17 protein-coding genes are annotated in these 21,430 nt (G+C 65.1%); 3 read left to right on the forward strand and 14 right to left on the reverse strand.

The window, feature by feature from the left end; genetic code table 11:
• Positions 1 to 74: 74 nt before the first annotated feature.
• The 7 genes from J7392_RS15765 to J7392_RS15795 all read right to left on the reverse strand — a co-directional run bounded on the left by J7392_RS15765 (position 75) and on the right by J7392_RS15795 (position 8,431).
• Positions 75 to 1,088 (reverse strand): pyridoxal-phosphate dependent enzyme, encoded by a 1,014-nt coding sequence (locus J7392_RS15765; protein ID WP_209218430.1) that lies wholly within the window; start codon positions 1,086 to 1,088, stop codon positions 75 to 77.
• Positions 1,089 to 2,333, reverse strand: a complete 1,245-nt coding sequence (gene rmuC / locus J7392_RS15770; protein WP_209218431.1) for a DNA recombination protein RmuC — start codon at positions 2,331 to 2,333, stop codon at positions 1,089 to 1,091.
• Positions 2,330 to 4,219 (reverse strand): DNA mismatch repair endonuclease MutL, encoded by a 1,890-nt coding sequence (gene mutL, locus J7392_RS15775; RefSeq protein ID WP_209218432.1) that lies wholly within the window; start codon positions 4,217 to 4,219, stop codon positions 2,330 to 2,332. The genes rmuC and mutL overlap by 4 nt, the downstream gene beginning before the upstream one ends.
• Positions 4,220 to 4,515: 296 nt before the next feature.
• A complete protein-coding gene (locus J7392_RS15780; protein WP_209218433.1) occupies positions 4,516 to 5,445 on the reverse strand; it encodes a metal ABC transporter permease in 930 nt (309 codons plus the stop codon).
• Positions 5,442 to 6,647: a metal ABC transporter permease gene (locus J7392_RS15785; protein ID WP_067266713.1), complete on the reverse strand. Its 1,206-nt coding sequence runs from the start codon at positions 6,645 to 6,647 to the stop codon at positions 5,442 to 5,444. The genes J7392_RS15780 and J7392_RS15785 overlap by 4 nt, the downstream gene beginning before the upstream one ends.
• The gene (locus J7392_RS15790) at positions 6,644 to 7,438 is read right to left on the reverse strand and encodes a metal ABC transporter ATP-binding protein (RefSeq protein ID WP_209218434.1); all 795 of its coding nucleotides are present in this window, start codon (positions 7,436 to 7,438) and stop codon (positions 6,644 to 6,646) included. Before J7392_RS15790 ends, J7392_RS15785 begins: the two co-directional genes overlap by 4 nt.
• Before the next feature lie 3 nt (positions 7,439 to 7,441).
• Positions 7,442 to 8,431, reverse strand: coding sequence for a zinc ABC transporter substrate-binding protein (locus tag J7392_RS15795; RefSeq protein ID WP_209218435.1), 990 nt, complete (start codon positions 8,429 to 8,431; stop codon positions 7,442 to 7,444).
• A 177-nt stretch (positions 8,432 to 8,608) separates the two neighbouring features.
• Here J7392_RS15795 and deoC point away from each other — a divergent pair, with 177 nt between their 5' ends.
• Complete coding sequence (gene deoC, locus J7392_RS15800) at positions 8,609 to 9,622, forward strand: deoxyribose-phosphate aldolase (protein WP_209218436.1); 1,014 nt, start codon at positions 8,609 to 8,611, stop codon at positions 9,620 to 9,622.
• A gap of 44 nt (positions 9,623 to 9,666) precedes the next feature.
• The gene (locus tag J7392_RS15805) at positions 9,667 to 12,012 is read left to right on the forward strand and encodes an aldehyde dehydrogenase family protein (protein WP_209218437.1); all 2,346 of its coding nucleotides are present in this window, start codon (positions 9,667 to 9,669) and stop codon (positions 12,010 to 12,012) included.
• A 56-nt stretch (positions 12,013 to 12,068) separates the two neighbouring features.
• Here the strand turns inward: J7392_RS15805 and J7392_RS15810 are convergent, their stop codons facing one another.
• The 6 genes from J7392_RS15810 to J7392_RS15835 form a co-directional block, all read right to left on the reverse strand.
• Entirely contained in the window at positions 12,069 to 13,391 is a 1,323-nt protein-coding gene (locus J7392_RS15810) for a pitrilysin family protein (protein ID WP_209218438.1), read from the reverse strand.
• The gene (locus tag J7392_RS15815) at positions 13,388 to 14,734 is read right to left on the reverse strand and encodes a pitrilysin family protein (RefSeq protein WP_209218439.1); all 1,347 of its coding nucleotides are present in this window, start codon (positions 14,732 to 14,734) and stop codon (positions 13,388 to 13,390) included. The genes J7392_RS15810 and J7392_RS15815 overlap by 4 nt, the downstream gene beginning before the upstream one ends.
• Before the next feature lie 64 nt (positions 14,735 to 14,798).
• Positions 14,799 to 15,311, reverse strand: a complete 513-nt coding sequence (locus tag J7392_RS15820; RefSeq protein ID WP_209218440.1) for a DUF3035 domain-containing protein — start codon at positions 15,309 to 15,311, stop codon at positions 14,799 to 14,801.
• Between the two features lie 52 nt (positions 15,312 to 15,363).
• Positions 15,364 to 15,852, reverse strand: coding sequence for a signal peptidase II (gene lspA / locus J7392_RS15825; protein ID WP_067266723.1), 489 nt, complete (start codon positions 15,850 to 15,852; stop codon positions 15,364 to 15,366).
• A 15-nt stretch (positions 15,853 to 15,867) separates the two neighbouring features.
• Positions 15,868 to 17,454: a bifunctional phosphoribosylaminoimidazolecarboxamide formyltransferase/IMP cyclohydrolase gene (purH, locus tag J7392_RS15830; protein WP_209218441.1), complete on the reverse strand. Its 1,587-nt coding sequence runs from the start codon at positions 17,452 to 17,454 to the stop codon at positions 15,868 to 15,870.
• 16 nt (positions 17,455 to 17,470) lie between these two features.
• Positions 17,471 to 19,219, reverse strand: coding sequence for a heparinase II/III family protein (locus tag J7392_RS15835; RefSeq protein ID WP_209218442.1), 1,749 nt, complete (start codon positions 19,217 to 19,219; stop codon positions 17,471 to 17,473).
• Positions 19,220 to 19,383: 164 nt separating this feature from the next.
• On the opposite strand from J7392_RS15835, the gene J7392_RS15840 reads away from it, so the two are divergent.
• Positions 19,384 to 20,133 carry a PhnD/SsuA/transferrin family substrate-binding protein gene (locus J7392_RS15840; RefSeq protein WP_209218443.1) on the forward strand — a complete coding sequence of 250 codons (750 nt, stop codon included), beginning with the start codon at positions 19,384 to 19,386 and terminating at the stop codon, positions 20,131 to 20,133.
• Positions 20,134 to 20,136: 3 nt separating this feature from the next.
• Here the strand turns inward: J7392_RS15840 and J7392_RS15845 are convergent, their stop codons facing one another.
• On the reverse strand, positions 20,137 to 21,408 hold the full coding sequence (locus J7392_RS15845) for an RsmB/NOP family class I SAM-dependent RNA methyltransferase (RefSeq protein WP_209218444.1): 1,272 nt from the start codon (positions 21,406 to 21,408) through the stop codon (positions 20,137 to 20,139).
• Positions 21,409 to 21,430: the final 22 nt, after the last annotated feature.

Consider the following 21,430-nt stretch of genomic DNA (forward strand, 5'->3'; position numbering starts at 1 on the left):
GTTGCAGCGCCCGATAGATTTTCTTGGAAAAATGCACGCAGCACAGCGACCGCGTGCAAAGCCCTTGGAGGGCACTAGGACAGCAGGCTGTCGAGCGCCGCTTGCCCGCGGCTGAGCTGGCCCAAATAGCTGTCGGTATCGATATTGGCCCCGCAGACGATCACGCCGACGCGCCGCCCGGCCAATTGCCCACGCAGAGGGCCGAGCGCCCCCGCCATCGCGGCCCCGGCGGCAGGTTCCACCGCCAGTTTCGCCGCCTGTTGCAACACCGCCATCCCGGCGCAGATCGCATCGTCGCTGACCGTCACCACGTCATCGACATAGACCGCGCAGAGCGCATGGCCGAAAGGCAGCGCCATCGGCGGCCCAAGGCTGTCGGCGATTGTGGTGACCTCAGGGATCGTCACCGGCGCGCCGGAGGCGAGGCTTTGCGACATGCTGTCGGCGCCCTCGGGCTCCACGCCATAGACCCGACAAGCGGGGTTGATCGCCTTCACCGCGGCGGCGACACCGCTGATCAACCCGCCACCGCCGACAGAGACGACGACCGCGTCCAGATCCGCCACCTGCGTCATCAGTTCCAGCCCCACCCCGGCGGTGCCGAGGGAGGTGTGCAGCCCCTCGAAAGGATGGATAAAGAACCGCCCCTCTTCGCGCACCAGTCGCTCGGCCTCGGCAAAGGTCTCTTGCCCGGCGGGTTTCAGGATGACCTCAGCCCCGGTGGCACGGGCGAGAGCGACGCGAAAAGGGTTGGCATTGTCCTGCATCACCACCTTGGCGCTGATGCCAAGCTTGGCCGCGGCCCAGCCTGCGGCGATGGCGTGGTTGCCCGCGCTGGCCGCGGTGATCCCGTGCCCGCGGGTGTCATCGTCAAACTGTCGCGCCACCGACAGCGCGCCGCGGGCCTTGAAGGTGCCGGTATGCTGAAAACACTCCAGCTTGAGCGCAACCTGTGCGCCGCCCAGCACATCATCGACCATGGGAGAAGAGAGGGTCACCACCGGTGTTTGCACGATATCGCTCCGCAACGCGGCGGCCCGCGCCTGCATCGCTTCCAGCGTCATCCCGGTAATGTCCACGTCGTTCATTCAGCCGTTCCCTTCGGGTGTCCTTAGGGGAACAATAGCCTCGGTTTTGTCTTCTGCCAGTTCTTCGAAGTCGAAATTATGCAAGCGGCCCGCGCGTTTGGCGGCTTTTTCGCTGCTGACTTTGATCTCTTCGACATCGCGCCGCGCTTGGCTGAAATGCCGATCAAGGTTGCCGACACGCACCGCCAGACGCTCGACATCCTTGTTCAGATTGCCCAACTCCTTGCGGATCGCGCCTGCCTGTTCGCGCATCCGCGCGTCCTTCAGGATGGCGCGCATGGTGTTGAGCGTGGCCATGCAGGTGGTCGGGCTGACGATCCAGACGCGTTTCTCAAAGCCTTCGCGCACGAGTTCGGAAAAATTCGCGTGCAACTCGGCATAGACCGCCTCGGAGGGCAGGAACATCAAGGCGCCTTCCGCCGTCTCCCCCTCCAGAATGTATTTGTCGGCGATGGCGTTGAGGTGCACCCGCACGGCGGTCTTCATCTGTTGGGCGGCAGCGCGGGTCTCGGCTTCGGTCTTGGCGCGGCGCAGGGCCTCATAGGCCTCCAGCGGGAATTTACTGTCGATCACGATCGGGCCGGGCGGGTTGGGCAGATGGATCAGGCAATCGGGCCGCTTGCCGTTGCTGAGCGTGGCTTGCAGCGAATAGCTGTCGCTTGGCAGGGCTTTCGACACGATATCCCGCAACTGGATTTCACCGAAAGACCCGCGCGTCTGCTTGTTGCTCAGGATGTCTTGCAGCGACAGCACGTCGCCCGACAGTTTGGTGATATTGTCCTGCGCCTTGTCGATGGAGGCGAGCCGTTCCTGCAACTGCGCAAGGCTGGAGGTGGTGCGTTTGGACGAGCCGTGCAGCGTCTCGGTCATGCGCTGCTGCATCTCGGCCAGCGACCGCGCCGAGCGGGCAGCGTTATCGGCCAGACGGTCCTGCATCTGCTGCTGCACATAGGCCAGCCGCGCTTCCATCGTCTGCATCATCTGCGCTTGGGTATTGCTTTGCGTGTCCGACACCATTTGCAGCCCCCCGCGCAACTGCTCCTGCCCCTGCCCCAATTGCTGCACATGGCCGCCAAGCACCCGCATTTGCTGCGCCAAGGGGGCGGCCACGCGGGCCGAACGGCCCGCGGCGCGGACCGCCATGATCAGCAGGATGACGATGAGCAACAGCAGCCCCGCGCCCGCAAGGGCCAAGAGCGTTACAGGGTCTGAGAGGGTCAGGGTCGTGCCGCCAAGCTCCATCAAGTGCGCCCGAACAGCCGTTCGATGTCGGCGAGTTTGAGTTCGACATAGGTGGGCCGCCCGTGGTTGCACTGGCCCGAATGCGGCGTCGCCTCCATCTCGCGCAAAAGCGCGTTCATCTCTTCGGCGCGCATCCAGCGGCCCGAGCGGATCGAGCCATGACAAGCCACCCGGCTCAGGATCGCTTCGATCTTGGCCTGAACAATGTTGCTGCTCTCGCCCTCGGCCAATTCATCGAGCACGTCGAGGATCAGCGCACGGGCGTTCACGGTGCCGAGGATCGCAGGCGTCTCGCGCACCGCGATGGCGCTGCCGCCGAAGGCTTCGATGCCAAGGCCGAGTTTCGCCAGTTCCTCCGCCAGTTCCAGCAGGCGCGCGCAGTCATTGGCGGACAGTTCGACGATTTCGGGGATCAGCAGCGCTTGGGCCGCGACGCCGTTCTCGTTCATCTGCCGCTTGAGTTTCTCATAGACCAGCCGCTCATGCGCGGCGTGCTGATCGACGATGACCATGCCATTGGCGGTCTGGGCGATGATGTAATTCTCGTGCACCTGCCCTCGCGCGGTGCCAAGCGGGTAGTCAGGGGCGGGCGCGGCCTCTTCCGCTTCGGGGGCGGCGGCGTGGTTCGGCGCGGGGGTCTCGGGCAGCGGCGTGCCCTCCACCCGGCCCCAAACGCCTGCGGTCTCGGCAAAACCGGGGGCCTGCGCCTGATAGGCAGCTTGCCGCGCGGCCGGGCTGGGCCGGTCCATGCCCGCGCGGTCCATCTGGTAGACCCGCGCGCCCTGCGGCTCAGGCTGCATCGCGCCCAAGGTCGCCTGCGCCACGGTGGTCGAGGCGCGATGGCCCGCTTCGGCCAGCGCGTGGCGGAGGGCCGAGACGATCAGCCCGCGCGCCAACCCCGGATCGCGAAAGCGCACTTCGGATTTCGCGGGATGCACGTTCACATCGACCAACGTCGGCGGGCATTCCACGAAAAGCGCCGCTGCCGGGTGACGGTCGCGGCTGAGGAAATCGAAATAGGCGCCCCGAAGCGCGCCCGTCAGCAGCTTATCCCGCACCGGACGGCCATTCACGAAGAGATATTGCGCCACGGCAGAGCCGCGCGAGTAGGTCGGCAGGGCAGCGAAACCGGTCAGATGCAGCCCCTCGCGCATCGCATCAATAGGCAGGGCATTCTCGGCAAACTCCCGGCCCAGCACCTGCGCCAGACGGCCATGCAGCGCATCGAAAAGATCGCCCTGCTCGGCCTCGGCGCGGAACACATCGCGGCCCTTACCGTCACCCGAGACATCGCGCAGCACGAAACGCACGAAGGGCTCGGCCATGGCCAGCCGTTTGATGACATCGCCGATCGCCTGCGCCTCGGCCCGGTCGGTGCGCAGGAACTTGAGCCGCGCAGGCGTGGCAAAGAACAGATCGCGCAGGGTGACGATGGTGCCGCTGTTAAGTGCGGCGGGGCGCACCTCACCCATGCGGCCCCCGTCGACGGTAATCTCGGCCCCGTCAAACCCAGACGCACGGCTGGTGATGGTCAGTCGCCCGACGGCTCCGAGCGACGGCAGCGCCTCGCCGCGAAAACCGAAAGTGTGAATATCCAGCAGGTCGGAGCCGTCGATTTTAGAGGTCGCATGACGCGACAGGGCCAGCGGCAAATCTTCGGGCGCGATGCCGCAGCCATCATCCGTCACGCGGATCATCGTCTTGCCGCCATCGGCATATTCCACGGTGATCCGTCGCGCGCCCGCGTCGATGGCGTTCTCGACCAATTCCTTGACCGCCGAGGCGGGCCGTTCGACCACCTCGCCTGCGGCGATGCGGTTGATCGCGGAATCGTCCAATTGACGGATGACGGGGCGAACTTCGCTTATATTGGGGGTCGGGCTGGGCATACCGCAAGACCTAGCATAGCGGCTTTTGATTCTGCCAGATGTGAATGCGTCTATCAGGGCCGGGTATCAGAGGTTCTGGACAAAGTCAGCGGACCGCCGCCAAAGGTGGGGCGATCCGCTGCTGGGTCGGCTACTCGGCGCACTGGTGCTTTTGTTATTCCGGTCTTATCAGCGCGGCGGGCGACCCGGGTACAAGTCGTCTCCGGCGGAGCTTGTCACCTGTATAGACGCAGGACGAATCACAGGTCAAAGCAAAAGCGAATCAGTCGCCGATAAAACGAATCGTTGCGATTCGGTTAAGCAGTGGGCGCGGCGGCACCTCTATGCCGATGCGGCCCCATCACTGCCGCGGCGCCAAGGATCAGCCCTGAGACGGTCGCGATCATCCCCGCCGCCGAGACCGAATCCCGCAGCCCGATCCAAAGCGGCCCGTAACCTGCCAAGACATAGCCCAAAATCGCGGCCACGGTGGCAAAACCCACTGACCATGCGATCTGATGCTCCAGCCGATTGGTCATCATCCGCGCGGCGGCGGGCGGGCAGATGAACATGGCGATCACGATGATGCTGCCCACCGCGTCAAAGGCGGCCACGGCGGCAATGGCGGCGACGATCACCAGCCCGAGGCCCAATGGGCCGGTCTTCATCCCGATGGTGCGGGCAAAGCCTTCGTCGAAGGTGCTGACCTTGAGCGGACGCCAGAACACCGCCGTGAAAAGCGCAACGAAAAGAAACGTGACCGCCATGCGCGGCAGCTCTACCGGGATGGTCGCCAGCGCCTCGGGGTCGAGCAGCGCCCCCCAGCCGGTCGCATCCAGCCAGATCAGGCTTTCGAGATTGCCATAAAGCGCATGTTCCACATCGAGATGCACATTGCTGGTGTCGGATTGTTCCAGCAGCAGCACGCCCCCCGCGAACATCGCGGTAAAGACCACGCCCATGGCCGCGCCGGATTCGATCTTGCCCAAACGCCGCACGCCTTCGATGGCCAGCACGGCGACCAGCGCCGCCCCCGCCGCACCCAGCAGCATCGGCCAGGTGCTGACCACACCGGTCAGCAGGAACGCCACGACGATCCCCGGCAGCACCACATGGCTAATCGCATCGCCGATCAACGCTTGGCGGCGCAGGACAAGGAAGTTCCCCGGCAAGGCGCAGGCCACCGCCACGAAGATGCCCGTCAGCATCGGCACCAAGGACAGGGGGACAAATTCGGAACCGTTCATGCCATCACCCCGCCGCGCATGTCGATGCGGCTGTCGATTTCGCGGATTTGGTCGGCGGTCAGCACCGTCTCGATGGGGGTCAGACCGTCATATTGCTGTGCCGCCGCCTCGTAAGCCGGATCGCGGCGGATCAATTGCCAGCGGGTTTCATCGCGCAGCGCCTTGGCCGCACGGCCCCGGCCCGCCTTGGTGGCGACCCCATCGGGCAGGGCGTAGCCTTCGGCCCGCAGCAGGCGCAGGGTGAGTTGTTCATAGATCGGCTGCCCATGGGCCAAGGCCAAGAGCCCTTGCCGCAGATGGACCCGACGCTGATAGCGCCGATGCCGCAGTAGCGCCGACAGCGCCCCGCGCCCCGGTGCCAACAGCAGCGACAGCGCAAAGAGCGCAAAGCCCACCAGAACGATGATCGGCCCCGTCGGCAGGTTCGGCTGGGCCGCCGACAGCGCCGCGCCGATATAGGCCGCAATGCCGCCGAGCGCGCCCGAGATCAGCACCACATGGTCGGTTCGTTCACTCCAGAAACGCGCGGTGACGGGCGGGATGATCAGCAGCGCCACGATCAGGATCAGCCCCACGATCTTGAGCCCAACCACCGTCACGGCCAGCACCAGCCCCATCATCGCCAGATCCGTGCGCGGCACGTTCTGCCCGATGGCGGTGCCATATTCGGGATCGAAAGAGGCCAGCGTCAGCGGGCGGCGCAAGAGCAACACCAGCGCCAGCGTCAGCGCCGCCGCCACGGCGATGATCAACGCATCGCTGCGCAGCATCCCGGCGGTGGAACCCAAAAGGAAATCCTCCAGCCCCGCCTGACGCCCTGCGCTCATGGTTTGGATCACTGTGAGCAGCACGATGCCAAGGCCAAAGAAAACCGAAAGGACCGAACCGATGGCCGCATCCTCGGCCAGTCGCGTGCGGTTGCTGAGCCATGAGACCAAGAGCAGCCCCACGCCCGCCGACAGCGCGGCCCCCAGCAGCAGGCCGATCAGGTTGCGCCCATCGCCGCCCAAAGCGACCATCACCATGAAGGCCAGCGCCACACCCGGCAGTGTCGCATGCGAAATTGCATCGCTCACCAACGCCCGTTTGCGCAGAAACAAGAAGGTGCCGCCGACGCCTGCCGCCATGCCCAAAAGCGTGGCCCCCAGCGTCACCAGCGTGGCGTTGTAGCCCAATTGCAGTGTCAGCGCGTCCCAGATCATGACAGTTGCAAAGCATCCATCTGCGCGCCCGCCAAACGCCCGCCATAGGCGTCTTGCAGGTGGTTGGACTTGAAAACCTCAGCGACACTGCCTTCGGCCACACGGTGGGTGTTGATCAGGAAGACATTGTCGAAATACTCAGGCACCGTGGACAGATCATGATGCACGGCAACGACCGTCTTGCCCGCATCCCGCAGGGATTTCAGCACCGCGATGATCGCCTTTTCCGTCGCCGCATCGACCCCGGCAAAGGGTTCGTCGAGCAGGTAAAGGTCTGCATCCTGCGCCAAGGCCCGCGCAAGGAACACCCGCTGCTGCTGGCCGCCCGAGAGTTGGCCGATCTGGCGGATGGCGAAATCCTCCATCCCGACGCGGGCCAGACAATCGGAGGCGCGGGCGCGGTGCACGGGGCGGATGCGACCCAGAAGGCCCAGTTGCGGGTAAAGCCCCATCAGCACCACGTCGATCACGCGGGTTGGGAAGTCCCAATCTACACTCGCACGCTGCGGCACATAGGCGATGCGGTGGCGCTGCTCGGCCACGGGTTTACCATAGACGGTGGCCGTGCCCGCCAGCGGGGTAAGGATGCCCAAAGCGGCCTTGAGCAGCGTCGATTTCCCCGCCCCGTTCGGCCCGATGATCGCGGTCATCTTGCCCGGCTGCACCGTCATATCAACAGAAAACACCGCAGGTTTCTGCCCATAGGAGACGGTCATGCCGCGCACGGCAAGCGGGCTGTCGGCGCGGGCGGTCGGCGCGGTCTCACGCGTGCTGGCGAGTTCGAGTGTCATGGATCAGCTTCCCTGTGCCAGCTTGCCGGTCATCCCGCTCGCATCCACCGGCGCGCCGAGCGCGCGGGCGATGGTGGTGACGTTGTGATCGATCATACCGATATAAGTGCCCTCATAGCTGCCCGGTTCCCCCATGGCGTCACTATAGAGCGACCCGCCGATCACGACCTCATGACCACGCGCTGCCGCGCCTTCAACCAGTGCGCGCATGTTACGGTCGGACACCGAGGTTTCGACGAAAACCGCGCTGATCTCGCGTTCGACAAGCTCATCGACCAGCGAAGAGATGCGATTGAGCCCCGCCTCGCTGTTGGTCGAGATGCCTTGAATGCCGATCACTTCGAACCCAAAGGCGCGCCCGAAGTAGCTAAAGGCATCATGCGCCGTGACCAAGACACGCTGGCCTTCGGGCACCTGCGCCACGGTCTCGGCGGCATAGGCGGCGAGTTGATCCAGTTCCGCGCGGTAGGTCTTGGCATTCACGGCAAAGGTCTCGGCCCCTGCCGGATGTGCTTCGCTCAGCGCGCGGGTCACCTCATCCACCACGGCGGTCCATGTGTTGGGGTCCATCCAGACATGCGGGTCATAGCGGCCCTCGTAATCCGGGTGGCTCAGCAGCCCCTCCTTGGGCAGGGCTTCGGCAACGGCGATTACGGCGCGTTTGCGGCCCAGATCCTCAAAGAACCGCTCCATCTGCGCCTCAAGGTAAAGGCCGTGCCAGAGCACGAGATCGGCCCGGGTCAGCGCCACGATGTCGCTGCGCGTCTGGCGGTAGCTGTGCGGATCAACGCCCGACCCCATGAGCGAGCGGACCTCGACCAGATCGCCACCAATGCGCCGGGCGGCGTCAGCGATCATGCCGGTGGTCGCAACGACGTTGAGCTTTGGCGTGGCAAATGCAGCGGGCGCGGCCCCGAGCAGGGCAAATGCGCTCAGGCCGCCGATCAAAGCGCTGCGGCGGGACGGGCGAAACGGATCAGATGCATGTGTCATGGGGGTATTAGTGAGAACGATTCTCAATTAAGTCAACAGTTGAGAATGGTTCTCATTAACAATTTCCATATTTCGCCTGTTTTTCAGGCGTTCGACCGGTGACGCGGGGTTAGCGTCGCTTGCTTTGGCCCCTGCCCCATGCCATTTTGCGCGCCTGACCAAACCGGAGAGACCCCGATGGCCACCCAGACGACCCCGCAGCACCGTGAGACAGAGACCGACGCGCCGGGCCATCTGCCCCAGGTCACCGAACCCCGCGTCGAACCGATGCCGCTTGATATGGATTGGCTGCGCTCGGTGCAGGCGAATACCTCGGCGATCGAACGCCGCGCCGCAGCCCTGCCCGCGCGGCGTTCGCTGAAAAAGGACCACCAAGCCGCGTGGCTGCTGCGCGCGGTGACCTGTATCGACCTGACGACCCTTTCGGGCGACGACACCGCGCGCCGGGTCGAGCGGCTTTGCGCCAAGGCGCGCCAACCGATTGCGCCCGATCTACTCGAGGCGCTTGGCATGGCGCCGATCACCACCGGCGCGGTCTGCGTCTATCACGAGATGATCCCCGCCGCGCGGCGCGCGCTGGAGGGCACGAACATTCCCATCGCCGCCGTCTCAACCGGGTTCCCGGCAGGGCTGTCGCCCTTGGAACTCCGCATTCGCGAGATCGAGATGAGCGTCGAGGCCGGGGCGAGTGAGATCGACATCGTGATCTCGCGCCGTCACGTGCTCTCGGGCGACTGGCAGGCGCTTTACGATGAAATGCGCGCCTTCCGCGAGGCCTGCGGCGAGGCCCATGTGAAGGCGATCCTCGCCACCGGCGAATTGGGATCGCTGCGCAATGTGGCGCGCGCGTCGCTGGTTTGCATGATGGCCGGGGCCGATTTCATCAAGACCTCGACCGGCAAGGAAAGTGTTAACGCCACCCTGCCCGTGAGCCTCGTCATGATCCGCGCGATCCGCGAGTATTACGCGCGCACCGGCGTGCGCGTGGGCTACAAGCCCGCGGGCGGCATCTCGAAGGCCAAGGATGCGATCACCTATCTGGCGCTGATGAAGGAAGAGTTGGGCGACCGTTGGTTGCAGCCTGACCTGTTCCGCTTTGGGGCGTCCTCGCTCTTGGGCGATATCGAGCGGCAGTTGGAGCATCATGTGACCGGCAATTATTCGGCGGCTTACCGCCACGCGACCGCCTGAGCCTGTTGCAGGCTGCGGGAAGGTATTTGGAAAAGGATGAAGGCATGAGCGTGTCCGAGATTTTTGAGAGCATGGAATACGGGCCGGCCCCGGAATCGGCGGCAGATGCGCTGGCTTGGATCGTCGATCAGGGTGGGCGGTTTGGCCATTTCATTGAGGGCGCCTTCACCGCGCCGGGGGCGGGGTTTGACAGCACGAACCCGGCGACGGGTGAGGTGTTGGCCAGTCTAACGCAGGCGTCGCAGGGCGATGTGGATGCCGCCGTGAAGGCGGCGCGCAAGGCGCAGCCCAAGTGGGAGAAGCTTGGCGGCCATGGCCGGGCGCGGCATATCTATGCGCTGGCGCGGCTGTTGCAGAAACACGCGCGTTTGTTTGCGGTCTTGGAGGTCTTGGACAACGGCAAGCCCATTCGTGAGGCGCGTGATATCGACGTGCCCTTGGCGCAGCGGCATTTCTATTATCACGCGGGCATGGCGCAGTTGATGGAGAGCGAACTGCCCGATGCGCAGGCGCTTGGGGTTTGCGGGCAGATCATCCCCTGGAACTTCCCCCTGCTGATGCTGGCGTGGAAGATCGCGCCCGCACTGGCGATGGGAAATACCGTGGTGTTGAAACCTGCGGAATATACTTCGCTGACCGCGCTTTTGTTTGCCGATATCTGCCGCCAGGCCGGGCTGCCCAAGGGTGTGGTCAACATCGTGACGGGCGATGGCGCCGTGGGCGAGATGATCGTCGGCCATGACGATATCGACAAGATCGCCTTTACCGGCTCCACCGCCGTAGGCCGCCGCATTCGCGAGGTGACGGCGGGGTCCGGCAAGGCGCTGACCTTGGAGTTGGGTGGCAAATCGCCTTACATCGTTTTCGACGATGCCGATCTGGACAGCGCCGTCGAAGGGCTGGTCGATGCGATCTGGTTCAATCAGGGGCAGGTCTGCTGTGCCGGGTCGCGCTTGCTGGTGCATGAGCCGGTCGCGGATCGGTTCTATGCCAAGCTGCGTGCGCGGATGGAGAAGCTGCGCGTTGGCGACCCCTTGGACAAAAGCATCGATGTGGGCGCGCTGGTCGACCCGGTTCAATACAAGCGCGTGAGCGAGATGGTTGAGGCCAATACCGCCGGTGAGCGTTTCGTGGCACCGGGGGCGATGCCGGAGAACGGCTGTTTCTATCCGCCCACCCTGATTACCGGGCTGAACCCGGCGGATCGGCTGATGCAGGAAGAGATTTTCGGGCCTGTGCTGGTCTCGACCACCTTCCGCACGCCCGGCGAGGCGGTGCAGCTGGCCAATAACACGCGCTACGGTCTGGCAGCGACGGTCTGGACCGAGAATGTGAACCTCGCCCTCGACATCGCACCGAAGCTGGAGACCGGGATCGTTTGGGTCAATGGCACCAATATGATGGATGCCGCAGCCGGGTTCGGCGGCAAGCGTGAAAGCGGCTTTGGCCGCGAGGGCGGTTGGGAAGGTCTGGCGGGCTATACCAAGCCCAAGACGGCGCGGAAGCCTTTGAAGGAGATCGAAGCCTTCGCCGGTGAGGGTGCGCCGGAGGATGGGATCGACCGGACCGCAAAGCTCTATATCGGTGGCAAACAGGCGCGGCCCGATGGCGGCTATTCCGCGCCGGTTTGGGGCAAGTCGGGCGGGCTGTTGGGGCATGTGAGCCTCGCCAACCGCAAGGACCTGCGCAATGCGGTCGAGGCGGCGCATGCGGCGAAGGGCTGGTCGAAAACCACCGGCCATCTGCGGGCGCAAATCCTGTACTACATTGCCGAGAACCTTTCCGCACGCGGGGATGAATTCGCAGCACGTCTGGATGCGATGCAGGGGGCGAAGACGGGCCGTAGGGAGGTCGATGCGGCCATTGACCGGCTTTTCACCTATGCCGCTTGGGCCGATAAATACGACGGTCAGGTGCACGGCGTGCCGATCCGCGGCGTGGCGCTGGCGATGAAGGAACCCGTGGGTGTGATCGGCGCGCTTTGCCCTGCCGAGGCGCCTTTGCTGGGGCTGATTTCCTGCATGGCCCCCGCCATCGCTATGGGCAACCGGGTGATCCTTTCGGCCTCCGAACCCTTCCCGCTGGCGGCGACGGACTTCGTTCAGGTGCTTGAGACATCGGACGTGCCCGCGGGCGTGGTGAATATCCTGACCGGCCCGCAGGCGGATTTGGCCGAGGCGATGGCGCGTCATATGGATGTGGATGCGGTCTGGTCCTTCGGCGCCGCGGCGCTTTCCGGCATTGTCGAGAAAGGGGCCGCGAGCAACATCAAACGCAGCTGGGTCAACCATGGCATGGCGCGGGATTGGTTCGGGGCCGAGGGCGCGGGGCGCGACTTCCTGCAGGCCGCGACCGAGGTCAAGAATATCTGGGTGCCCTACGGCGAATAACGCCCACCGCCCGGCCTATGCAGAAGCGCCGCCCCCTGACGGGAGCGGCGCTTTTATCATTCTTGCGCTGTGTCTGCGGCCTCTAGCCCTTCGGGCTGGCCGACGACAACGAAATGCAGGTTTTCGGGCTCCAACAGCTCGGCAGCGACGCGTTTGACGTCTGCGAGCGTGACCGCTTCGACCCTGTCGTTGCGGGTGGCGATATAGTCGGTTGGCAGGCCCAGCATCTGCATGCCGACGAGGATGTTGGCAATGGGCGTGTTCCCATCGAAGCGCAGCGGATAGGCGCCGGTGATATAGGTTTTGGCGGCCTCCAATTCCTCTTGCGTGATGCCTTCGGCGGCGGCCTTGGCCCATTCGGCGCGGATCACCTCGATCGCTTCGGCGATGCGGTCATTGGACGAGCTGACGGAGCCGAGATAGGTCTCGGCCAGATCACGCGGGGCGAGGTAGGAATAGACGCCGTAGGTCAGGCCACGTTTCTCGCGTACCTCGGTCATCAGCCGGGATTCGAAACCGCCGCCGCCAAGGACGTGGTTCAGCACCGTCGCGGTGAACCAATCGGGATCGTCCTGCGCGAGGCCGGGCTGACCAAAGAGCGCGACGGACTGCGGCGTCGCGAAATCGACCACGGTGGTGCCACTGGGGATATCGACCTCGGCCCGGGGCGGCATCGGCGCGCCTTCGGCGGGCAGCCCCCCCAACAGCTTGTCGAGCATCTGGCCCAATTCCTCGGGTGTGATGTCGCCCACCGCGCCAACGATGATGCGGTCCCGCGCCAGCACCGCGCGATGCGCGGCGAGCAGATCGTCACGGGTCAGGCCCGCGACGCTTTCCAGCGTACCATTGAGCGAACTGCCATAGGGGTGATCCCCAAAGGCGATCCGGTCAAAGGTCTGTTGGGCGATTTTGTTGGGGTCTTTCTGGTTCGACTGGATGTTCGAAATCACTTGGCCGCGCACCCGCTCAATGGCGTCTTCGTCGAAACGCGGCTCCTGAAGGGCCGCGCGCAGAAGGTCGATCGAGGGCGCGCGGTTCTCGGTCAGGAAACGTGCGGAGACGGAAAGCGCATCGTCAGAGACATCAAAGCTGAGGTTCGTGGCCAGCGCTTCGGTCGCGCGGCTAAAGCCGCGGGCGTCCATCTCGCCCGCCCCTTCTTCCAAGAGGCCGGTCATCAAGTTGATCGCGCCGCGTTTGCCGGGGGCATCGAGAGACGCGCCGCCACGGAAACGGATTTCCAACGCCACGAAGGGGATCGAATGTTCCTCAACCAACCAAGCGGTGATGCCGCCGGGGCTGGTCACCTCTTGAATATCGACCTCGGCACGGGCGGGGAGTGCGGCAATTACCGTCAGGATCAGGGCGTAGATCAGTCTCATTGCGCGTCCTCCTTCATCAGCCAGCCGGTGACCGATGCGCGTTTGTCGAACAGGTCGCGGGCGGCCTGCATGATGTCTTCGGCGGTGACGGCCTGAAGCACATCGGGCCATGCCTGCACGTCTTCGACCGTGAGGCCGATGGCGAGGGCCGAACCATAGCGGTGCGCCACGCGGTCCGCGTCGTCGCGGGCGTAGATTTGGTCGGCGCGCAACTGCGCCTTGAGACGTTCGAGGTGTTCCGGGTCGACACCGGCCTCCATAAACTGCGCGAGCGCCTCGTCCAGCGCCTCTTCGGCCTGTTGCAGGCTGACGCCGGGCACGGGCAGCACGACAAGGTCAAAGGTCGTGTCGTCCAGCGTGTCGGCCTTGTAGAAAGCGCCGGTGTAATTGGCGATCTGCGCGTCGAATTGCAGTTTCTCGGCAAGGTAGGACGTGGTGCCGCCGCCCAGCAATTCGCTGAGCAGCAAGAGCGCCGCCGCTTCCTCCTGTTCGCCGCTGTCACGTTCTTGGGCAAGATAGGAGCGGCGGACATAGGGCTGGGCCACGCGGGCGTCTTTGTAGGTCAACCGGCGCTCCGCGATCTGGGGCGGCTCTTCGGTGCGCAGACGTTCCGGCAAGGCGGGGTTGGCGGGGATTTGGCCATAGGTGGCCTCCGCCAGTTCGCGCACTTCTTCCGGCGTCACATCCCCCGAAACTACGAGGATCGCGTTATTGGGCGAGTAGTAGAGTTCATAGAACGACAGCGCATCTTCGAGGTCCAACTCCTCCATCTCATGTTTCCAGCCGATGATAGGCACGCCGTAGCGGTGATTGAGATATTGCGCGGCGTTGAGTTGTTCGCTGAACAGCGCGGCGGGGTTATTCTCGGTCCGCTGGTTGCGTTCTTCGAGGATCACATCGCGTTCGGTTTCGATGTTTTCGGGGGTCAAACGGATGTTCTTCATCCGGTCGGCCTCCATCTCCATCATCAGGCCAAGGCGGTCTGCCGCGACGCGCTGGTAATAGGCGGTGTAATCGTAGCTGGTGAATGCGTTGTCGCGCCCGCCGTTGGCCGCCACCGTGGCGGAAAATTCGCCCGCTTCCAGCTTATCGGTGGCCTTGAACAGCAAGTGCTCAAGGAAATGCGCCACGCCGGAGGCACCTTTGGGCTCATCCGCTGAACCTGCACGGTACCAAACCATTTGCTGCACGACCGGGGCGCGGTGGTCTTCGACGACCACGACCTCCATGCCGTTATCAAGGGTGAAATGGGTGACCGCTTCGTTCTCGGTCTGCCCCGCCTGCGCGGCGGGGGCTGTGAAAAGCGTCGCCACCAGGGCCGCCATCATCGGCAGTCGGATCATTGCTTACCTCGAAATATATCGCCTCTCGCATTACCTACGCGGTCTGGCGCTACTTTCAAGAAGCCTAGCGAAAACGTGTGTCCTGCGGCGGGTAGGACGGCGTGCGCCCGCCTGCCCTGCGCCAGCGCTCCGCCTCGCTATGGGCGTCGAGGATCATGCGCTTGTAAGCTTGGCCGTAGCGGTCAACGGGCACGATGCGGAACTGAGTAAACCGGCCCTTGCGCTTGCGGAATTTCGCGTCGGCCTCGGCCAAGCTCGCGCGGATGCCGGGCTGCACGCCCATCCGGCCCGCATGTTGGACCAGCGCCGCATCCCCCGCCGGAATGCCAGCAGAGGCATCCAAACGCCCGCCGAATGCCGCCACCCCTTCGGCCACCGCCGAGCGGTCGGTCAGGTTCGCCTGCCCCGGCGCCGGCGTGGGCAGGGTGTTCAAGTTGTCGGGACGCTCCAGCGGCTTGACCGGTTGGATCAGAAATTCATCCGGCCCTTCAGAAGTCGGCTGCAAATCGCGAAGGCCCTGATTGCTGCAGGCGGCGAGGGCCAGCGGGATCAAGCTGATGAGGGCAATGCGGCGCATGGTGTCTCCTTTCGGGGTCTGCTTGTTCAATATCGCAGGCAAGCGGGCAATGTCACTGACCTTTTTTGCCCCGGCGCTTGGGCGCGCTTTTCGGCTCTCCGGTAAAGAGGATCAGCCCCAAGGCCCCGGCAAAGATAAAGACATCCGCCAAGTTGTAGACGAAGGGGTTATTGATGCCGCAGCAGGAGTTGTTCAGGAAATCGAGCACATAGCCGTAGATCAGCCGGTCCGCCACATTCGCCAGCGCCCCGCCGACCAGCAGGCCACCGCTGAGCTGCGCCCAACGCCCATGCGGGCTGCGCCAGAGCCATAGGGTGACGCCCGCGCAGATCACCAGCGCCACCACGATCAGCACCCATTGGCTCATGTCGCCGCCGAGGCCAAAGTTGATACCCCGGTTCTCCCCGTAGCGGAAATTCAGCACCGGCGGCAGCACGTCGATGGAGCGGACACGCGCCAGTTCCATCATGTGAATGACCACATATTTGCTGATCTGGTCGATCAGAAAGGCCACGAAGGCCGCGATGCCGAATGTCCGCATGGGGCTCCCCTTCGTTTAGTGCCGGAAGTGGCGCATGCCGGTGAAGACCATGGCAAGCCCCGCCTCATCCGCCGCCGCGATCACCTCGTCGTCACGCATGGAGCCGCCGGGCTGGATCAGCGCCGTGGCACCGGCCTCGGCGGCGGTGATGAGACCATCCGCGAAGGGGAAGAAGGCATCAGAGGCCACGACCGAGCCCTGCGTCAGCGGTGCGTCGATGTCCATCACCTCGGCCATGTCTTGGGCCTTGCGCGCGGCGATGCGGGTGCTGTCCACGCGGCTCATCTGGCCCGCGCCCACGCCCACGGTGGCGCCGTCCTTGACGTAGATGATGGCGTTGGACTTGACGTGTTTCGCCACGGTCCAAGCAAAGAGCATGTCGTCGAGTTCCTGATCCGAGGGCTTGCGCTTGGTCACGACTTTCAGATCATCGCGCGTGATGCGGCCCACGTCCTTGTCCTGCACAAGGAAGCCGCCCGAGACCTGACGCACCGCCAGTTCGGCGGCGGTCGGATCGGCGAGGCCTTCGGTGGTCAGCAGGCGCAGGTTCTTCTTGGCGGCGAAGATGCGCTTGGCATCCTCGTCCGCGCCGGGGGCGATGACGACCTCGGTGAAGATCGCGGCGATGGCCTCGGCCGTCGGCCCGTCCAGCGGCTGGTTCAACGCGATGATGCCGCCGAAGGCCGAGGTGCGGTCACAATCGAAGGCGCGGGTGTAGGCCTCCAACAACGTCTCGCCACGGGCCACGCCACAGGGGTTGGCGTGTTTGATGATGGCGCAGGCGGGGCCGTCCTTGGGGTCGAACTCGCTGACCAGCGCAAAGGCCGCGTCGGTGTCGTTGATGTTGTTGTAGGACAGTTCCTTGCCCTGATGCTGCACCGCGTTGGCCAGACCGGGGGCGTTCGAGCCATCGGTGTAGAAGGCCGCCTGCTGGTGCGGGTTCTCGCCATAGCGCAGGGTCTGGGCCAAGGTCCCGCCAAAGGTCCGGCGGCGCGGCGTGGCCTCGACCTGCGCGGCCATCCATGTGCTGACGGCGGTGTCATAGGCCGCGGTGCGGGCATAGGCGGTCTGCGCGAGACGCTGGCGCAGGGCATAAGTGGTCTGGCCGTCGTTGGCCTCCAGCTCCGCGATGACCTCGGCGTAGTCCTCGACATCCACCACCACGTTGACGAAACCGTGGTTCTTGGCCGCCGAGCGGATCATTGCCGGGCCGCCGATATCGATGTTCTCGATCACCTCGGCGTATGCCGCGCCCTTGGCGACGGTTTCCTCAAAGGGGTAAAGGTTCACCACCACCAGATCGATCGCGCCGATGTTATGTTCGTTCATTGCGCCGACGTGTTCGTAATTGTCGCGCAGGGCCAGCAGACCGCCATGCACGACCGGGTGCAGCGTTTTCACGCGACCGTCCATCATTTCGGGAAAGCCGGTCACATCGGCCACATCCAACACCTCAAGCCCCGCGTCGCGCAGCGCTTTCGCGGTGCCGCCGGTGCTGAGCAATTCGACGCCCCGCGCCGCCAAAGCCTTGCCAAGGTCCAAAAGACCGGTCTTGTCGGATACGGAAAGCAGGGCGCGTTTGATGGGATAGAGGTCGGGCATGGGGCTGGTTCCTTGGTCAGTCTTCATCAGCATAGGGATCGTCGATCGACAAATCTCGCACGCCAATCGCAGTTTCCTGCGCTTTTGACAACGACCAGCGCACCCGCGTGGCATAGTTCATGGCATAGCCCGAGAGCACGATCTGCTGCGCGGCGCGTGGTTTCAACCGGGTTGTCTCAAGGTAAACCCCCGGTTCCAAAGACAGATTATGCGTGCCATCATGGCGAAACACCCAAATCTCCCCGCTTTTCAGCGCCATTGAGATCGCAGCCCCGCCAAGGTCCAGCGTGGCATCCACATCCGGATGCAGGTGAAACCGGATGTCGAAGGCGACCCCCTTTGACTGGGCGGCGTTCAGCACTTTGTCAAAGCGCCGCTTCTCCGCCCCCTCTATCGCCAGCAACATATCCTCCCCCGAGAGGCCGCGCCCGTCTGCGGTCAACTCCAGCCGCCGCGCATGGGTCAGCCCGTGGCTGCGCAGATAGGCGTCATGCGCGCCTTCGAAAAGCAGCCCATCCGCCGCCTCTCCGATCTCGACGGGCACATGGCGCGGGCCCGCGATCAGCGCCTCCGCCCCGCTATGGGGGTCAGGCTCCGCCAGTCGCGCGCTGGAATGGCCGACGAGGGACAGGGCCGAATGCGACGGCGTGGCCCGCCCCGCCCGCCGCCACTCCAACCCGAAGGACGCGCCGGAGCCGCAGTTCACCACCAAGGGCCGCCGCCCCGAGGTCAACTCGAACGCCAATGTCGAGGCATGGGCGTTGGTCGAGGCCGCACCGCTTGGAGGGACTGCCGCATCGACGATCACGCTGGTGCGGCCTGCGAACAGTCTTGCAAAGCCCATGGCCAGCCCATCGGGCTGCCGCGTCCTGACCTTGGCCGCCGCCAGCGCGTGGTCCAGCCAGCCCTCCATGCCGCGCCCGCCGCCGTGAAACCGCGCCAACGCCCCATCCGCATGGCGTAGGCTGCGCAGGGTCGGCGCGATGCGCTCGATCGCGGTCAGATGCTCTTTGGGCGCGCTGCGGCCCGCATCGCTCAGCGCGGCGGCGGCCCATGTCAGCAGGGTGAAGACGGCCAGCAGTTCCTCGGGATTGCGCGTGGGCAGCCCGCCTTCGGCATCGATCTGGCTGGCGCATTCCCGGGCGAGCGCCTTGACTGCCGGATCGGCCAGTTCGGCCAGCCCCTCCAACGACAGGCTGGCATAGATCAGCCCGGCCAGCGCCTCAAAACGCGGCAGGCCGGGAGCCGCCCCGCGCCATCGTTTCGACAGGAATCGGGTCTGCCGTTCGAGGGATCGGTAGAAGGCGTCGCTCTGCTCGGCCTCGGCCCCGCGGAGCAGGAAAAGCGCGTGGTTAATCCAACGGATCAGCCGCCGCCCGGTCAGCGCCGGGGTCCAGCCCGGCCCCTGCCCGCGCCCGAAACGGTCGATCCAGCCCCAAAGCCACGCCTGCGCTGCTCCCCGCGCCCGCGCATCGCCCACGGCAGCAAGGTCATCGAGCCACGCAAAACCGTGCAGCTCCGCGGCAAAGGCGGGGTCAGGCGGCGAGAGGTCCCACATGGCGGTTTGCGGTGCGGTCAGCAGGCTGCCGGCAAAGAGGTAATTGCCCGCCATCAACTGCCGCCCCCGCGCGAAAGAGCCGATGGTGCGCGGCTCGGGCGAGGAGGTGAACGCGACGACCCGCCCCCGGCCCCGGGTCGCACGCCACGCGTGCCAGCGGTTCAGAAACCGCGCCCTGCGGGCCATGACGCTGGAAAGATTAATCATATCAAGCTGCCCCTGACGCTCTGCTGGCGTTTGGCGGCAGCATAACCGCGGCCCCACAATGAGTCACCGGATTTTCCCCGCGCGCCGGGGGATCGGCGGGGAACCGACGCTTGCCATCGCGCGGCGGCGCGGCCTAAACAGGAACACCCCAAGCGGAGCCGCCGATGATCGCCAGCCTGATGATGTACCTGCGCCCCGAGACGGCCGAGGCGACAGGGCGCTTCTGGGCGTTAATCCGTGACGGGCTGCGCGCGCAGGGCATCCCGGCACCGGAAAGGCTGAGCAATGATGCCGAGGAATTCGCCGTCTGGACAGCGCCCGACCTCACCCTCTCCCAGACCTGCGGGATGCCTTACCGCCTGTGGCTGCATGACCGTGTCACGCTGATCGGCACGCCGGATTTTGGCGTCGCAGGCTGCCCGCCGGGGTATTACAACAGCGTTTTCGTGGTCCGCGCCAATGATCCCCGTGAAACAATTTCCGATTTCCAGGCGGCGCGCTTCACCTACAACCAGACGTTCTCGCAATCAGGCTATGCCGCCCCTTACGCGCATTGCCGGGCGCGGGGCTTTTGGTTTGCAGAGCGTAGCCAAGGCCACAGTCACCGCGCCTCGGCCAAGGCTGTGGCCGAGGCGCGCGCGGATATCACGGCGCTGGATGCAGTCTCTTGGCGGCTGATCGAAAGCCATGACGCTTTCGCGGGTGACCTGCGGGTGCTAGAACGCACGGCCCCGACCCCCGGCCTGCCCTATATTGCGGCAGCGGATGCCGATGCGGTGGCAACAGCCGCGGCGGTGCGCGCGACCATTGGCGGACTTACGCCCGAAGATGCCGCCACGCTGGGGCTGCGCGGGCTGATCGACATTCCGAAAGCAGCCTATCTCGCCGTGCCCTTCCCGCCCGACGGGGCATGAGGATTAGCCCTTGCGCAGGCAGGCAATGTAGAACCCGTCCATCCCACCTTGATCGGCCCAGAAATCGGGGCGCAGGCGCAGCCCGCCCTCTTCGGTGTGCCAATCGGCCTCGACCCCCGGCAGTTCCAGCGCGGCGGTGTCGACGGTCATGTCGCCATGCCGCTCCAAGGCTTCGTCGACCTGCACCTCGCCCTCGTCCGGCAGCAGGCTACAGGTGCAGAACACCAACCGCCCGCCGGGCTTGAGCAGGCTCCAAGCATGGTCAATCAACTCGGATTGCAACTCGATCAGATCACCGAATTCCGATCCGTCCTTGGCATAGGGCAGGTCCGGGTGGCGGCGGATGGTGCCGGTGGCGGAGCATGGCGCGTCCAGCAGAATGGCGTCGAATGTACCCTGCACGGCGCGCGCGTCTTTGGTCAGCGTCTTGGCCTTCAGCCCAACGCGGGCGAGGTTTTCCTTCACCCGCTGCATCCGGGGGTGCGACTGGTCGACAGCGGTGACGACCGCCCCCGCGGCGGCCAGTTGCATCGTCTTGCCGCCCGGCGCGGCGCAGAGGTCCAGCACCGTCTCGCCTTCCTTGGGCGCCAGCACCCGCACCGGGATCGCGGCGGCGGCATCTTGCACCCACCATTCGCCCTCAGCAAAGCCCGGCATGGTTGAGACCTGCCCGGCATCCGTCACCCGAACCGAGCCTGTCGGCAGCAGTGTGCCCCCCACTGCTTCTGCCAAAGCGGCGGCGTCGCCCTTGGCGGTCAGATCAAGCGGTGCGCCCGCGAAATGCGCCTGTTCCATCGCGGCCATGGCATCGGTGCCCCAAGCTTCGGCCAGCGGTCCGCGCAGCCATTTCGGCAGACGCGGCGCGCGCAGGGCATCCCACGCCTCGGGCCCTTGAGCGGCGATCTTGCGCAGCACGGCGTTGGTCAGCCCCTTGAGATGGCTCAGCGTGCGGTGTTGCGAGACGAGGTTCACCATCGCATTCACCACCCCATGCGCAGCCCCGCCCTGACAAAGCTCAACCGTGCCGACCCGCAGCACATTGCGCACGGTCAGCGGCGGTGCCTTTTGCAGGTGCTTTTGCAGCAACCGGTCCGCCCGCTCCAACCCGCGCAGCGTGTCCTGCGCCAAACGCTGCGCCCGCGCCCGATCATCGGGGGGCAGCTTGTCCAGCGCACCCGCGGCAAGAAGCTCGGACATCAGCCGCGGCTCATCGCCCAAAATCTGATCCAGCAGATATACCGCGCTTCTGCGGGCCTGAACGCCTGTGTCTGCCATGGTCATATCCTATCTGGTCCTA

This window comes from Sulfitobacter sp. R18_1, from assembly GCF_017743915.1.
In the GTDB taxonomy this organism is placed as follows: domain Bacteria; phylum Pseudomonadota; class Alphaproteobacteria; order Rhodobacterales; family Rhodobacteraceae; genus Sulfitobacter; species Sulfitobacter faviae.